Source organism: Cupriavidus sp. 05L310 (assembly GCF_056398185.1).
In genome coordinates, this window is the sequence record NZ_JBFTOX010000023.1 from 1 (window position 1) to 15,215 (window position 15,215).

The 15,215-nt window shown below is 66.3% G+C and carries 15 protein-coding genes; 5 read left to right on the top strand and 10 right to left on the bottom strand.

Annotated features, from left to right (window positions below):
* Positions 1-239: 239 nt before the first annotated feature.
* The 8 genes from AC1DS6_RS17805 to AC1DS6_RS17840 all read right to left on the bottom strand — a co-directional run bounded on the left by AC1DS6_RS17805 (position 240) and on the right by AC1DS6_RS17840 (position 8,849).
* Complete coding sequence (locus AC1DS6_RS17805; protein WP_477102849.1) at positions 240-1,007, bottom strand: SDR family oxidoreductase; 768 nt, start codon at positions 1,005-1,007, stop codon at positions 240-242.
* A gap of 52 nt (positions 1,008-1,059) precedes the next feature.
* The gene (locus AC1DS6_RS17810) at positions 1,060-2,196 is read right to left on the bottom strand and encodes an ABC transporter substrate-binding protein (protein ID WP_441626080.1); all 1,137 of its coding nucleotides are present in this window, start codon (positions 2,194-2,196) and stop codon (positions 1,060-1,062) included.
* A gap of 240 nt (positions 2,197-2,436) precedes the next feature.
* Positions 2,437-2,949, bottom strand: a complete 513-nt coding sequence (locus tag AC1DS6_RS17815) for a DUF1269 domain-containing protein (protein ID WP_441626082.1) — start codon at positions 2,947-2,949, stop codon at positions 2,437-2,439.
* A 244-nt stretch (positions 2,950-3,193) separates the two neighbouring features.
* Positions 3,194-4,636, bottom strand: a complete 1,443-nt coding sequence (locus tag AC1DS6_RS17820) for an acetate kinase (RefSeq protein ID WP_477102850.1) — start codon at positions 4,634-4,636, stop codon at positions 3,194-3,196.
* A gap of 106 nt (positions 4,637-4,742) precedes the next feature.
* Entirely contained in the window at positions 4,743-5,984 is a 1,242-nt protein-coding gene (locus AC1DS6_RS17825; protein ID WP_477102851.1) for a hypothetical protein, read from the bottom strand.
* Between the two features lie 10 nt (positions 5,985-5,994).
* Positions 5,995-6,690, bottom strand: a complete 696-nt coding sequence (locus AC1DS6_RS17830; RefSeq protein ID WP_045236394.1) for a C39 family peptidase — start codon at positions 6,688-6,690, stop codon at positions 5,995-5,997.
* The gene (locus tag AC1DS6_RS17835) at positions 6,687-7,142 is read right to left on the bottom strand and encodes a hypothetical protein (RefSeq protein ID WP_441626088.1); all 456 of its coding nucleotides are present in this window, start codon (positions 7,140-7,142) and stop codon (positions 6,687-6,689) included. The genes AC1DS6_RS17830 and AC1DS6_RS17835 overlap by 4 nt, the downstream gene beginning before the upstream one ends.
* A gap of 198 nt (positions 7,143-7,340) precedes the next feature.
* Complete coding sequence (locus AC1DS6_RS17840) at positions 7,341-8,849, bottom strand: hypothetical protein (protein WP_441626090.1); 1,509 nt, start codon at positions 8,847-8,849, stop codon at positions 7,341-7,343.
* Positions 8,850-9,509: 660 nt separating this feature from the next.
* On the opposite strand from AC1DS6_RS17840, the gene AC1DS6_RS17845 reads away from it, so the two are divergent.
* Genes AC1DS6_RS17845 through AC1DS6_RS17860 form a run of 4 tightly spaced genes read left to right on the top strand, consistent with a single transcriptional unit; the run spans position 9,510 to position 13,181 of the window.
* On the top strand, positions 9,510-10,289 hold the full coding sequence (locus AC1DS6_RS17845; protein WP_045236396.1) for a GntR family transcriptional regulator: 780 nt from the start codon (positions 9,510-9,512) through the stop codon (positions 10,287-10,289).
* 50 nt (positions 10,290-10,339) lie between these two features.
* Positions 10,340-11,368, top strand: a complete 1,029-nt coding sequence (locus tag AC1DS6_RS17850) for a tripartite tricarboxylate transporter substrate binding protein (RefSeq protein WP_441626094.1) — start codon at positions 10,340-10,342, stop codon at positions 11,366-11,368.
* Positions 11,365-12,672, top strand: a complete 1,308-nt coding sequence (locus tag AC1DS6_RS17855) for a 3-isopropylmalate dehydratase large subunit (RefSeq protein WP_477102852.1) — start codon at positions 11,365-11,367, stop codon at positions 12,670-12,672. The genes AC1DS6_RS17850 and AC1DS6_RS17855 overlap by 4 nt, the downstream gene beginning before the upstream one ends.
* Entirely contained in the window at positions 12,669-13,181 is a 513-nt protein-coding gene (locus AC1DS6_RS17860) for a LeuD/DmdB family oxidoreductase small subunit (RefSeq protein WP_441626098.1), read from the top strand. The genes AC1DS6_RS17855 and AC1DS6_RS17860 overlap by 4 nt, the downstream gene beginning before the upstream one ends.
* Before the next feature lie 18 nt (positions 13,182-13,199).
* On the opposite strand, the gene AC1DS6_RS17865 is transcribed toward AC1DS6_RS17860, so the two are convergent.
* The gene (locus AC1DS6_RS17865; RefSeq protein ID WP_441626248.1) at positions 13,200-13,895 is read right to left on the bottom strand and encodes a phosphoribosyltransferase; all 696 of its coding nucleotides are present in this window, start codon (positions 13,893-13,895) and stop codon (positions 13,200-13,202) included.
* 563 nt (positions 13,896-14,458) lie between these two features.
* On the opposite strand from AC1DS6_RS17865, the gene AC1DS6_RS17870 reads away from it, so the two are divergent.
* Entirely contained in the window at positions 14,459-14,641 is a 183-nt protein-coding gene (locus AC1DS6_RS17870; protein WP_035875250.1) for a hypothetical protein, read from the top strand.
* A 59-nt stretch (positions 14,642-14,700) separates the two neighbouring features.
* Here the strand turns inward: AC1DS6_RS17870 and AC1DS6_RS17875 are convergent, their stop codons facing one another.
* Positions 14,701-14,877 carry a CsbD family protein gene (locus AC1DS6_RS17875; RefSeq protein ID WP_477102853.1) on the bottom strand — a complete coding sequence of 59 codons (177 nt, stop codon included), beginning with the start codon at positions 14,875-14,877 and terminating at the stop codon, positions 14,701-14,703.
* Positions 14,878-15,215 lie beyond the last annotated feature (338 nt).

Below are 15,215 nucleotides of genomic sequence, written 5' to 3' on the forward strand. Positions count from 1 at the left end.
CACTATCGACCGGTTCAGCGGCGGCATCATCTGCTCCACCACCCATTCCCGATGCTCGGTTGCATATCGTGTCATCACCTATTCGCACACCGCCCTCCATTTTGCTTCACTAAGGAAACGGAGGCGACAAGTATCCTGACATGGAGGGCAAGACAAGAAAGTAGGTCGCCCCCCGCAGGGGGGTGAAACCGCCTTTGACTTTTAAGCCTTTGAAGTTGAAGTTGAAGTTAAGGCATCCATCAAAAATGCGCCAAATACCCCCCATCCACCGCCAACACATGCCCAGTAACATAAGAAGCCGCCGGCGAAGCCAAAAACACCGCCGCCCCCGCCACCTCCTCCGGCTGCCCCCACCTCCCCAACGCAGTCCTCTGCCGCAACCACTCGGCAACGCTAGCGTCATCGACCATAGGCTGATTAGGTTCGGTAGCAAAATACCCCGGCGCAATGGCATTGACAGTCACACCATCCCGCCCGAGATCCGCCGCCATTGCCCGGGTAAGCGCATCCAGCCCCCCCTTGGTAGCGGGATAGAGCACGTCATTGGCACGCGCCACCTGCCCCGCGATCGAGCTGACATTAACGATGCGTCCATAGCCGCCGCGCCGCATCAGTTGCGCGGCGTGCCGGCACAAGGCATACGGCGCCACCAGGTTGGTCTCCAGCATCTCGCGCAGATCCGCCGCGTCCAGATGCGCCATATTGCTGCGCTTGCGCGCGCCGGCGTTGTTGACCAGGATATCGAGGCGGCCGTGCACGGCGTCGACGTGGGCAAAGGCAGCGTCGACCGCCGCTTCGTCGGTAATGTCTAGCACCAGTGGCTCGGCGCTGCCGCCGTGCCGGGCGAGCTCGGCCGCGGCGGCATGCACGCGCTCGGCATTGCGCGCCGCAACGATCACGTGCGCGCCGGCTTGCGAAAGGGCGGCGGCAATCGCCAGGCCCAGGCCTTGCGCGCCGCCGGTGACCAGCGCCACGCGGCCTTGCAGGGAAAAAAGTGAGGTAGCCATCCGGCGACTATACCGCAGCGCGCCGGCGGGGCGCTGCGGCCGGACCCTTCGCTCAGCGGATCAGTTTGCCCGTCGACGACACGATCGACATCTCCACGAATGACGACCCGGTATGCCGCGTCGGGCTATAGCTGATCAGGATCCCGCCCAGGTCAAAGTCGCGCAGGCTCTCCAGCGCGCCGACCAGCCGCTCGCGGGTCAGATCCGGCCCCGCGCGACGCAAGCCCTCCACCAGCACCTTGGCCGACATAAAGCCCTCCATGCCGGCATTGCTGGGCTCCACGCCTTGCTGCCGGGCCTGGCTGCGATATTCGCTGGCAATGCTCATCTGGCTGGAATTGGTGCCCGGCACCACCTGCGTGATGATCAGCCCGCGCGCGTCCTCGCCCAGCTCCTTGATGAAGGAATCGGCCGCGTTGTTGGACAGCGTGACGAACTGCGCCTGGCTGCCGCCGCGGCGCAGTTCCTTGATCAGGCGCGCGGCCTCGGAGCCTGAGCCGATCACCAGCACGGCCTGCGGATTCGCCTTGTTGATGGCGGTGACGCCAGCCTGGATATCGCCCATTGGGCGGGCAAACGAGGCGCTTGCGGCAGGCTGTACGCCGCGCGCCTGCAGCGCGGTGCTGAAGCCCTCGAACACGTCCTGGCCAAAGCCGTCATTGGCGTAGAAGATGGCGATGCGGGTCATGCCCGTGGTGGCAAGATGGTTGATCGCGCGGGCGACTTCATCCTGGTATTTGGCGCGCACGTTGAATACGTAGCGGCTGACCGGACGATGCAGCGTGATGGCGCCGGTAAGCGGTGCCACCAGCGGCACCTTCTCGGCCTGGATGATGGGCAGGATGCTTTCGTTCTGCGGCGTGCCGCGCACCATGAAGAGCGCGAACACCTTGTCCTCCTGGACCAGCTTGCGCACATTGTCGGGGGTGCGCTTGGCATCGAAGCCGTCGTCGTAGGTCACCAGCTCGATCCGGCGGCCTCCCACGCCGCCGTTGGCGTTGACCGTCTTCAGGTAGACCTGCGCCCCGGCGATCTGCTCCTTGACCGAGCCCGCCACCGGCCCTGTCACGCCGGCCGACTGCCCGATCCGGATCGCGGTCTTGCTGACCCCCGGCTCCGCCTGCGCCACCGGCGCGCCCAATCCCAGCGCCGCGGCCAGCAGGCCGCACGCGATCCATTTTGTTTTCATCTCCGACCCCTCGTTCGCTTACGAATCTTTTGCTTTGTCATGCGCGCCACGAATGGGCGCGGCGACAAGCAAATTACCTCAAAGCGGCGCCATTCTGCAAATCGCTGTTGCAAAAGTCATCACAGCGGCATCGAACGGCAGCTCGGGAAGGAATCGGGTATGGCAGGGAAAAGCAGGGTCGGAGCGCACAAGGGCAGGCGGCCCGCAGGCCGCCATGCCCCCGCATTGGCCGGTCCCCGTTCAGGGGAAGGCGGGTATGGCCGGGTCCATCCCGGCGAAGCGGGCTTCCGGATGGGACTGTTGCAGCAGCGCTTCGATTTCCTCAACGCGGCCACGCGGTACGTCCACCATCAGCAGGATCTTGCCTTCCTCAATGTCTTTCTCGAAGGTCTTGTGCCGGCTGTTGGGCGCTGAGCAGCCGATCATGCTGGACGCCCAGGCGCCGAACACCGCGCCGAGCACTGCCAGCACACCGACCAGGCCCCATTGCGGGGTCTCGCTGACGATGGGAAACAGGGCGACCAGTGCCCCGGCCACGATGCCGATGCCGCCGCCAACCATCAGGCCCATTTCCGCAGCATGCACGATGTCGGAAGTCTGGAACAGGTTGGCTTCATGCAGGCCAGTCATATCGGCGCCATCGCGCGCGATGAAGTGGATATGACTGTTCTCGACGCGAGCCAGCAGCAGATCGTCCATGGTGCGGCGGGCGCTCGCCAGATCGGGCAACAACCAGAAGATGCGTTTGCGCATGACTCTCTCCTCGCTTCAGGCCGTTTCGCGGCCATTTCGGGTCATCCCGGCAGCGGTGTGCATGCGGAGTCGCCTTCACGCAGTCACGGAAAACATGGAGGTGGAGGTGCATCCGTATCCGCCCAGGGGACGGGGTAACTCATTTGTACGCCAGTCGCGCGGCAAGCGCAAGGCGATGACCACGGCATGCCTACCGCGCATCACGTGGCGTCTCATCCGTCGAATTCGCGCATGTCACCAGCCCTCAGAAAGTGATTGGCAGGCGCACCGTGACCTGCAGATCCGGGGTATCGCGCGTCAGTCCCGCGCCGACCGATACATTCAGCGTATAGCGGCTGTTGAAGCGATACGAATAACCCACCAGCAAGGTGCCCTGCGTGATGCGCACCGAGCCGGGCACGGTCTGGCCATTTTGCTTGGTCGGCCAGATGATGCTCTGGTCGTAGCCGATACTGAACGACGCATGCTCGTTGAGCGACAGGCCCATGCCGAAGTTAAAGCCAAAGATATCGCCCGGCGCGATCTTGCCGAGATTCTCCTGCTGCCCGTTGAGCACGGTGCGGCTGACATTGTCCCGCGCGAAGTTGTGCAGGTAGCTGAAGGTACCGAAGAACACCGCCGGATCGGTGGGCAGCAGCCACGTAATGCCCGGCTGTATCGCCTGGAAGCCGGTGCCGGTGGGCAGCCCGAGCGGCAAGCCCGTGCCGGTTGTATTGCCCACGCAACGTGTCACGCAGTCGGTCACGACGTCGAAGGGGCTTTTGCCGGTATTGGACTTGTAGCGCAGCCAGCCGATGAAGTACGGCATTTTCTCGTTGCCGTAGTTGAGCTGGTAGCGCACGGTGGCTTCCACGTCGCCCAGGCCCTGGCCACTGGCATTAAAGACGTTGTCGACCGCTGTGCCGGTAAAGACTTCGCGGCTGATGGTGGAGCCCGAGGTCTGCACGTAGGGCACCTTGACCTCGAGTTCGAGCCGCTTGGTCACGCCATAGCGCAGCGCAGCCTGCTCGATATAGGTTGAGGTCTTGACCTCGCGGACATCGATCAGCCCGATCAGGATGGCGGGAATGATCGTGTAGCCGACCAGCGCCACACGGTTGTTCGACGAATAGCCATACTGAAAGCTCGGCTCGAGCACGAACTTGCCCGCGGGCGTGAGTACGCCAGGCTGGTCGAAAATCGGTGCAATCGCAGGTGGAGCGGTGTCGGCCTCGGGCGGTTTGCCCACCGGCTGCTCGTCGCCGGCCTGCGCAACCTGGCTGTCGGCTGCTGGCTGTGCCGGCGTTGCGCCTTGCTGCGCCTGCGTGGCGCCTTCCTGCGGCACATTGGCGGTATTAGGCAGGGCTTGCGTGCCTGCCGCGCCGGCGGCGGCCGCCGCGGCATTGGTGGCGGTGTCGCCGGGTGTCACGCCGCCGGTGCCTGGCGCGCGCTGGCCGCCGCGCTTTCTCGCCAGCACTTCGGGACCCAGCACACTGCGCAACTCGCGGATGGTGGCCTCTTGTTCCGCCATTGCCCGCTTCATCTGCTCCAGTGTCGCGGCCTGCTCTGTCACCTCGCGCTTGAGCGCATCCAGCTTCGCCGCCGTTGGTCCCTCGTCAGGCGGGGTCTGGCCGTGTGCCATCCCGCCCAGCAACAGCAATGTCGAGCACCCTGCCTGCCGGATGCCGCGCAGCGACTTTTTATTCATTTCGCCTTCCTCCCCCGGACGGCGGACTGCTTCGTACAGGAGTCCGCAACCTGCTTAACGCATACTGCCCCTCTCGTTGCACGTACTACCAATCGCCTGCAGGTATTCAGTGCCGGCTCGCGGCACTCTGCAATGCACTGTTCAATGCTGAATTAGCCACCTGGGCGCGGAATGCCTGCAGGGTGTTCACGCCTGCATTGATGGTCACCAGGTTCTGGATCGACTGGTTGTTCAGCGAGTTTTGAATCACCGTGGCAGGTGTGCCTGCCAGCATGCTGGAGGCGACGCTATTGCCCGGCCCGTTTTGTATCAGGCTTAGTGCGCCGTTGGTTGTCACCACGGCGCCACCAGCCGCTATCGCCGTGGCTGGCAGGCTGGTCACCGATGCGCCCGGACTGCCGGTCGCGCTGGCGCTGGTGCCTGTACTGCTACTACTGCTTCCCGTGCTGCCGCTGCCATTCGCGCCGGTCGCGGTTACCGGGTTGCCGGCCAGCGCGTTGTTCACGGCTGCGCTGGCCATGGCCGCCGCACCTGCAGCCCCACCGAGCGCCGTGGCCAGGCGGCTGGCCTGGTCGGCGGTGATGCGGCTCACATCGGGAATAGTAAGGCTGGTTGCCACCACCAGGGCACCGTTGATGTACACGGCGCGTTCGATACCGAACGAAACTTGCAAGCCGGCGCCCACGTCGAACCCGCCACGCAAATCGTCAAGCCGCTCTTGCGCGACCGGCTTCCAACTCGCCATGGTGCTGCGCGCGGCATGTGTGGGCGATGTTCCGGCAGTCGCCAGCGTCACGGCAGGCGTTGCCGGGGCAGCGGCGCCGGCTGCATCTGGCGACTGGCTCGCGGCGGCGAAACCGCCCCGCAGGTCTTCCAGCCGTTCCGGCGCTACCGGCTTCGGCGCGCCCGCGCTGCTGCGTACCGCAAGCCGGCGTGGCGCGCTGGCGGCAGCCAGGACGGGATTGCCGGTTTCGGCCTGCCGCTCCACCGGCGGCGCCAAGTCGGCAGCATCGGGGGCATCGGCCGCGCCGAGGGTGGCGCGGCCATCTGCCGGACGGTCAGCCGGCTCCGCCACGGCGAGGGGGTCTTGCGAGACCGGCGTCCGGCCGGCCATGCTGCCAAGTGCCGCAGCCAGGTAAGGGTTGTGGGTTTCCGCCTGCATTGCGGGCGGTGCCGTGAAGCCGGCAGGGTCGGTCGCACCGAGCGTGCCGAGCGCCTCGATCCCCGTGCCTTCGTCGGCCCGCACCGGCCCGGCGCAGGCAAGGCCCGCGCCGAGCAACATGACGGCAGTGGCCGAACCGGCGCTACTGCGGCGATGCTGCGCGGACTTTGAGGATGTCTGGAACATGGTACGTTCCTTAGAAGTCGCTACCGCCATGCGAAGGCATGACGGTGAAGAACAGACTATCCCGGTTGATACCCATCGAATAAGGGCCGCTCGGCGCTACACGCCAGTCGGCCGCCAGGTTGAAGCGAGCGGATTCCTCGCGGTTGTGGATGACGAACAGCAACTGGCTGTCCCAGATCCGCTCAAAGTGCTCACGCGACAGCGCGCGCGTGCCAAGCGCCGGGTCGCCGACCAGCACACGGTCGCCGTGCACCCCCTTGACCACGACAAAATGGTGATACCCGTTCTCCACCACCAGGACGATGGCGGGGATCTGGGTTTCCTCCAGCTTGGACAGGGGCAATTCATAGCCATCGGCAAGAAAGCCGCGCGACTCCAGGAAGCGCTTCATGTCCAGCAGCGAGAACCCCTCCTGCCGGATCTTGGCCTGGTCGCCGTTGACATACATGTTCTGGAACACCGTCTGCTCACTGACCGGAAAGCCATACTGGTAAGTGAGCAGCGTTGCTACCGCGGCAGAGCCGCAACTGAAGTCGTATTGCTGGCGGATGGTGGTCTTGTACCGTGCCTCCTTGAGGCTGGTCACCCGCACGTTGTAGTAGTTTCCGCCATCGCCTGGCACGTATATGTAGTCGGCCCACGCCACGGACACGCCGGCCGAAGCCAGCAAGAGCGTAGCCTGCAGAAGCAGCTTTCGCAGCATCATGGCTTGAACTGGATATTGACGATGGTAGCGTTCTGGATCAGCACGTTGGCGCCCGAGTTCTGGATGACAGTGGGCAGACCCGCGGCGCTGGCGAAAGAGCCTTCGGCAATGCTGTTGGAGCCGCTGATCATGCGGTTCACGCTGTTATCCGCCACGGTGCCGCCGAGGCGCATGTCGTTGACCACCAGTTCGGATCCGCCGCGGATACCTTCGAGCTTGTCGCTGGCGACGGGTTTGCCGAGATCGGCAAAGATGCCGCGCCGAGCGCCACCCACCACGGCAGCGGGAGTCTGATCCGGCGCCGCCGCGCTGGTGTTCATGGCGGTTCCGGTGTTGGCCGCAGGCACTGCGGCTGATGGCCCGGCGGGCTGCGGCCCGGCAAAGGCTTGCAGGCCAGGCCAGACCAGGATTGCTGTCGTGACCAGGGTGACAGCGGAGCGGACCGATCGCATGTTGGTGTCTCCTTCAGCCTCTTGCGTGCCGTCCCCATCCAGACGATCACACCGGAAGCGAGTGGACGCTTCGTCGAATGGGCACCCCGGCAGCGCACGATGCGCCGGGATGCCCTGAGTTGCCGGAGTCAAGCTGTGCCGGCGGGACGTGCGCGCGGGCCATCCACCCGCAGCGCACACCACCACCACGCACGCGCCTTACTTGCCGACCGCCAGGTTGGCCTGGACGTTGACGCTTTGTTGCACCAGCGAAGCGAAGCCGCTGTTTTGGTTGGCGATCATGATGCCCGCTGCCGACTGACCGACGCTGGTCATGGTGTTGGACATATTGAAGGTGCCAGCATCGACGTAGTTGGTGCCGCCGGCGCCGCCAGCTCCACCCACTGCGCCATTGCCGGTACCGCCAGTGCCGCCATTGCCCACGCCGCCAGCGCCACCGGCGCCGGAAGCCGCGCCAACCGCGCCAGCGCCTGCCGTTGCGCTGCCGTTGGTGGCCTGGGTGGTAGCACTGCCGTTGGCTGCGCTGCCGCCGCCGCCGCCGCTACCGGCCAGGCTGGTTTGGGTACCACCCGCGCCACCCGTGCCGGTGCCTGCGCCGCCGGAAGCCGTTGCCGCGCCGCCTGTGCCCGCACCACCTGCACCGCCAAGCCCGGTACCGGCACCGCCGGTCGGGCTGGATGCGCCGGATGTCGCCGCACCGCCTGCACCGCCGGTCGCGGTACCTGCGCCTGCCGTGGCTGTGGTCGTGCCGCCAGTGCCGGCACCGCCTGCACCTGCCGTGCTACTGCCACCGCCGCCACCGGCGCCAAAGCCCCAGCGGCCACCGTTGCCGCCGCTGCCGGCAGCCGATCCGCTGCTGCCGCCCTTGCCGGCACTCAGGCTGCCGGCGCTACCGCCGGCGGCACCTGCGCTGCCGCCCTTGCCGGAGCCTGCGAGGCTGGCACCCAGCGAGTCGCCGCCGGAGCCCTTGGCACTGCCGCCGCGGGCACCCACGCCGACGCTGGCGCTAAGCGCATCGCCGCCAGAGCCCTTGCCGTTGCCGCCGTCTCCGGCCCAGCCGATGGCCTTGCCGCCATTGCCGCCGTCACCAGCATTGGCGCTGCCGTTGCTGGCAGCACCCGCGGTGGCGCTGCCGTTGCTAGCGGAACCGCCGCTACCGCCGCTGCCGCCGTTGCCGCTGTTGCCACCGTTGCCGCCAGAGCCACCGTAGCCGGCGCCGCCATGACCGGAACCGCCCTTGCCACCGGCGCCGCCATTGGCGTTACCGTTGTTGGTGGCGACATTGCCGATGTTGCCAATCGAAATGCCGCTCACCGAGCCCGAGAGCTTGCTGATGGCAATTGCCTTGCTGGTATTGAAGGAGTTGGTGAAAGCGGCGTTGGCCGTGCCGCCGTTGTTCGCGCCGGCATTGCCATAGCCTTCATCGAAAGTGACCCGGCCCCGGTTATCGGCGTTGTTCTTGGTTGTGGTATTGGTGGTGTTCCTGGTAGAAGTTTTGGTGGATGTCCTCGAGTGATAGCTGTTGTCTTGCGAGGCCGATGAGTTTTCGTTCGCCGCCGCGCCGCCGCCGGACTGGGTGGAAGTTGCAGTGGCTGTCTGCGTGGTACTGCGCGTTTCCTCGCCATTGTTGTTCGTCGGGTTAGCCATCGCCTGACCGCCTGCCCCAAGGGCCAAAGCAATCGCCGACGCAAGTAAGGTCTTTTTCATACAAAGCTCCCAGGAGAATTTCACAGCGGCTCAGCCTCTCGCCAGCGCTCGGGGAGAACGATGGCTGGAGGCCCGGGTCCGGCACTCGGCCAAACCAGCCTCTCTTTCCGCATAATCGGTGCCAGGCAAATGTCTCAAACTTGTAAACCCTTGCAATACAAGGGCTACAAAGGCATGCCCTCAACCTTTATCTGGCTTGCAGAGGACGCGCGGCGGTGCCGCCGCTGTGAACCGCACACGACATGTCACATGGCTGTGACAAGGCCCGACGCGCTACATGGCAGAGAGTTCCCCATGGCAGCGAAAACTCCGCCTGCTATCAGGCCTTTAGCGCGGTTCCCAAGGAAAACCCTAGGTTGCCCATGCTGTATCACGAGTGAAACACACGTCCCGCCGGTGCACTGGTCGTCGCTCGTCGCCACGTTCCCTACTTCGGATGAGACGCTGCGTGATAGCCCCGCGCGTCCGCCCCGGCGCGGTGGAAAGAAGACATTGCGAGGGATCAACACGCCGAATGCTGCATATCCGCTGCATGCACGCAACGCCCCAGGGCCATTCGGGGATCGAATAACGCACAACTGGCGACATGACTAGGCTCTATGTCTGATTTAAAGTACATTAAGGCTATCTGAGACTTGTCACCTATTCGCAAGGGAAACCATGAGTGAAGCCGTCGTTCCCCTGTATCACCAGATTTACGTGGTACTACGCCAACAGATTGTGGAAGGCCGTTTCGGTCAAGGCCCTTTGCCGGGCGAAATCGACCTCGCCAAGCAGTTTCACGCATCGCGCGTGACCATGCGCCGCGTCTTCGACCGCCTGGTGCAGGAAGGCCTGGTACGCCGCCATCGCGGCCTAGGCACATTCGTCAATCCGCACCCGATCAAGCCGGTTACGGTCGGCGACCGCCCCGGCAGCCTGCTCGACAACATCATCGACATGGGGCAGAAAACCTCGGTCAAGGTTATATCGATCGACGACGTCCACGCCACCCCGGAAGTCGCCGAAGCGCTCGGGCTGCAACCGGGCGACCCGGTGGTCAAGGTGGTGCGCGTGCGCCACTATGGCAGCCGCCCGCTATCGCATATCACCACCTATCTTCCTGCCGACCTGGGGCGCGGCCTCAATCGCAAGGATCTCGAAAGCACGCCGATGCTGCGCCTGCTCGAAGGCTCGGGCGTGCAGCTGGGGCGCGCCAGCCAGACGCTGTCGGCCCGGCTGGCCGACGTGGTGGTAGCGCCATTGCTTGACGTGCCCGTGGGCGGCGCGCTGCTGGCGGTGCGCCGCGTGGTGCTGGACAAGGCTGGCCGCCCGGTGCAGTTCCTGCTCGGCCAATACCGGCCGGACCGCTATGAATACCGCATGGAGCTCTCCCCCGCGGGCGGCGACAGCGCCAATGTCTGGGTGGAAAGCGAAGCGCGAACAGGGCTGCGCGAGTAAGAAAAGCGAGCGATACTGCACGTTCACGATCTTTCCAGAAGGAAACCGCGATGCCTGCTCCCAGCACGGGCCGACCTTTCTCCCATGCGCTTGCCACCCCCTCGCGCCGCAAGGCGATGTACGGCCTGCTTGGCGCCGCCGTCAGTGTTGCGCTGCTAGCGCACGCGCCGGTAGCGCGCGCCGAGATCGCCGGCGGCAAACCCATCCGCATCCTGGTGGGGGCGCCCGCCGGGGGCACCACGGATACGCTGGCGCGCACCATCGCCCAGGAGATGTCCCGCGAACTGGATCAGTCCGTGGTGGTGGAGAATCGCCCGGGTGCGGGCGGCAATATCGCCGCCGACCAGGTGGCCAAGAGCGCGCCCGACGGCACCACCCTGCTGATGAGCTTCACCAGCCACACCATCAACGCCACGCTGTACAAGAAGCTGCCCTTCGACCCGATCCAGGATTTCACGCCGATCACGATGGTGGCCACCGTCCCGAGCGTACTGGTGGCCACGCCCAGCCTGCCTGCCAACAACATCCCGGAACTGATCCAGCTGGCCAGGAGCAAACCCGGCAAGCTGAACTTTGCGATCGGCTCGGTGGGTTCGTCGGTTCACCTGGCTGGCGACATGTTCAAGATGATGACTGGCACCTATATCGTCAACATTCCTTACAAGGGCACCGCGCCCGCCATCACCGACCTGCTATCTGGCCATGTCGACCTGATGTTCGCAAGTACCTTCAATGTGCTGCCGCATGTCAAGACCGGCAAGCTCAAGGTGCTGGGCGTGACCAGCGCCGCGCCGCTGCCGCAGTTCCCCGGCGTGGCGCCGATCGGTGCCACCGTCAAGGGATTCGAGTCGAGCGCCTGGTTTGGCCTGTTCGGCCCCGCCGGCCTTACGCCCGACGTGCTGCAGGCGCTTTACCAGGCCGCCCGCAAGGGTCTCGACACACCCGCGGTGCGCAAGCGCCTGGAGACCGACGGCGCGCAGCCGGTCGGCAATCCGCCGGAAGCCTTTGCCGCCTTCGTGCGCAATGACGTGAAGCACTGGGCCAAGGTGGTCAAATATTCGGGAGCCACGCCGGAATGAAGCCGCTAGCCGGGCCCGCCCACGCACCCGCCACGCTGGCGCAGAAGCTGGTTGCGCGGGCTGCCGGGCTCGATGCGGTCACGCCGGGCACGGTGGTGACATGCCGGGTCGACCTTGCCATGTCGCACGATTCGAGCGGCCCGCGCCGGGTGGCGCCGCTGCTGCGCGAGCTGGGGGCGAAGGTCTGGGATCCGGAGCGCTATGTCATAGTGACCGACCACTACCTGCCCGCGGCCGATCCCGAGGCCGAGGCGATCGTCCGCTTCACCCGCGACTGGGTGCGCGAGGCGCGCCTTCCCCATTTCATCGACGGCGAGGGCATCTGCCACGTGGTGCTGCCTGAGCATGGCCACGTGCTGCCGGGACGCTTCATCGTGGGCGGCGACAGCCATAGCCCGACCGGCGGCGCCTTCGGTGCCTATATGTTCGGCATTGGCGCCACCGAGATGGCGGGCGTGGTGGCCACGGGCGAGATCTGGCTGCGCGTGCCGCACACTATCCGCCTGCAATGGGACGGCAAGCTTGGCGACGGCGTCTGCGCCAAGGACATCATGCTGTTCCTGTGCGGCCAGCTTGGACTCGACGGCGGCCGCTACGAGGCGATCGAATACACCGGCACGGCCGTGGCGGCGCTGCCCATGCAGGAGCGCATGACGCTGACCAATATGAGTGCGGAACTCGGCGCGCAGACCGGCCTGATCGCACCGGATGCCACCACGATGGCCTGGCTGGCGGAAGCGGGGGTGCCCGCCGCCACGCTCGACGCCATCGCGCTTGCGCACTGGCGCACCGAGCCCGGAGCCGCCGTGCTGGCCAGCCACCGCTTCGACGCGGCCGCGCTGGAGCCGCAGGTGGCCGCGCCGCATTCGCCGGCCAACACCGGCCCCGTCGGCCAGGCTGCCGGACAGCCCGTGGACATCGCCTACCTGGGCGCTTGCACCGGCGCCAAACTGGAAGACATGCGCATGGCCGCCAGCGTGCTGGGTGGCCGGCGCGTGGCGCCCGGCGTGAGCCTGCAACTGGCGCCCGCCTCGCTGCGCGACCAGCGCCAGGCCGAGCGCGAGGGCACGCTGGCCATCCTGCTGGATGCCGGTGCGCAATTGCTGCCCAATGCATGCAACGCGTGCGCGGGCTATGGCCCGTCCCGCTTCCCGGCCAACAGCCGCGCCATTGCCTCCACCGCGCGCAATTTTGCCGGCCGCATGGGCGACAGCGGCAGCGCGGTCTGGCTGGCTTCGCCGCTGACCGTGGCGGCATCCGCCGTCACCGGCAGCATCTCCGACCCGCGAGCATTGTTGCCATGAGTCCGGTACCCGTCCCGCCCCTGCCCGGTGGCCGCATCTGGCGCTTTGGCGACAACGTCGATACCGACCAGATGGCGCCCGGTATCCATATGAAGGGGGGCGTCAAGGAGATCGCCCGTCATTGCCTGGCCGGGCTGCGTCCCGAGTTTCCGGCCATGGCGCGCCCCGGCGACCTGCTGGTGGCCGGGCGCAATTTCGGCGTGGGTTCCTCGCGCGAGCAGGCGCCGCAGGCGCTGCGCGAGCTTGGCCTGGCCGCGGTGATCGCGCCGTCCTTTGCCGGCCTGTTCTACCGCAATGCCATCAACCTCGGCCTGCCGGTGCTGACCTGCCCCGACACCACGCGGCTGGTGGATGGAGGGCTGGCGCGGCTCGAGCTGGACGGGGCTTGCCTGCTGCTGCCCGACGGCAGCCGCGTGGCGTGCGAACCGATTCCCGATTTCCTGCGTACCCTGCTGCGGGCCGGCGGGCTGGTGCCGCACCTGAAGGCCAGGCTGGCGGCGCAGCGTTGAGCCGCCGGCGGCCCGGGTTCACGCCGGGCGCCCGCAGGCGCACTGGCGCAGCAAGGCCATGACTTCCTCATCCGTGGTCTGGCGGAAATCCAGGTAGAAAGCGCTCACGGCGCCAAAGCTGGCCGGCACGTTCAGGCAGACCACCTGGTCCGCCGCCGCGCGCAGGCTGTCCAGGCCTTCCTCCGAGGCAACCGGCACCGCGGCCACCACCTGCTTCGCGCCCGCGCGGCGCACACCTTCCAGCGCTGCGCGCATGGTCGCGCCGGTGGCCACGCCATCGTCCACCACGATCACGGTATGGCCGGCCAGGGCAGGCACGCTCGCGCCGCCGCGATAGCGTTGCTGCCGGCGCGCGATCTCGTCGAGCTGGCGCCCGCGCTCGGCGTCGAAGGTGCCGCTATCGAGGGCGCGTCGTGTCCAGCGGTCGTCGTTGGCCACGGTATATGGAGCGTTACCGGCGGCGTCGCCCTCCACCACGGCACCCAGTGCCAGTTCCGGGTAGCCGGGCGCGCCGATCTTGCGCACCAGCAGGATATCGAGCCGCCCTTCCAGGATGAGAGCCACCTCGAAGGCGACAGGCACGCCGCCGCGCGGCAGGGCCAGCACCAGCGGCGGCTCGCACTGCGCGGCGGCGCCAAATCCGAGCCCCGCCAGGTGCCGGCCAAGGAAGATCCCGGCTTCGCGGCGATCGGCAAAGCATGGCGGCAACGGCATAACGCTGGACATGGCTGGCTCCTGCAGTGAGTCGGTCGGGCCGGGTTGCGGCAGGCCAGTGCCGTGGCAACGCTACCCGCGGCGCACGGCTTCGGGGCAGCGCGGCAGTGGCGTGCCCTAGCCAAATATAGACGGAGAAGGCGGGCGAATCGAGGTGTCCGGCGAGGTGTCCAGCGATACCGCGCACGACGCTGACATCGCCCCGGGTGCGGCCTGGCGTCCGCCTTGGCGGCGAAGGGCGAGGAGCGCACCTTTGCCTCGGCAAACAATCGCAGCACGGGGAAACGGCGCGTGGGACGGAAAAGGCACCACGGTCACATCACGGACGCCGCGAAGGCGCGCCACGTGATGCCAGCGTCCCCGCTGGCCCGTGGGAGGGTGCGATTGGGCGCGATTCCGCAACAGTGTATTTTGCCGGGCCTGGATTTTCTTTCGCGCGCATCTGGATAAGATGGCTCGCAACGATGGCAGCCAGCCGGCTCGCCATTTCACCAGCGCCAGCCATGCCGGTTGTTTACCGCGCGGCGCGACAGTCAGGACAGCCAGGATCAGCGAGAACGCACATGAGCACGCACCACAAATCCAGTCACGAAACCCAACGCACGGATCACGCCGCCACGGATGCGAGCAGTCTTGGCCTCGACATCCCTTTCGGCTCGCTTGATGCCGCGGCGCTGGCCGAACTGCCATATACCTTCCGCCCGGCCGGCACCTTCACGCGCTACTACAACGAGTGTTTTAGTTAAGCCCGGCTGTGCCCCGGGCCGGGCGACCTGCCCGGCCCGGCAGGCGCGGACTCCCGGTATCAGCGGGTACGCTTGGCATCTTCCTTGGCGTCACCGTAAGCGGCCTGCGTCTTGCCGGCTATCTGCTGCGCCTTGCCCTTGACCTCGGTAGTGGCGCTGCCCGTCACCTTTCCGGCGACCTCCTTCATCTTGCCCTTGGCTTCCTCGATACGGCCCTTCACTTGATCCTTGTTCATTGTCGGCTCCGGTTAGCGACGATACGGGATTAAGCCGCCCCCAGGCATCGGACTAAGGCTGGCTGCCGTGCCCGCGCCGCGTCCACATGCATGGACCAGGGGGCGCTGGTACCAGCTTAGGCAACCGCAGCCCCGTCGCCTGTCAGGCGGTGGCTGTATGCCATGTAGGACGAGTGCCCATCCATCAGGCAATCGCCTGGAAATGAAAAGAGGGAAGAGGGAAGAGGAAAGAGGAAAAGAGCGCCTCGCGTTGCGACGCGAGGCACTGGCCGGCAAGGGGATTCCGGCAGGGAGTCGCATAGCCCGACGGGGAAGTGAGGCTATGCCCGAATTCTATA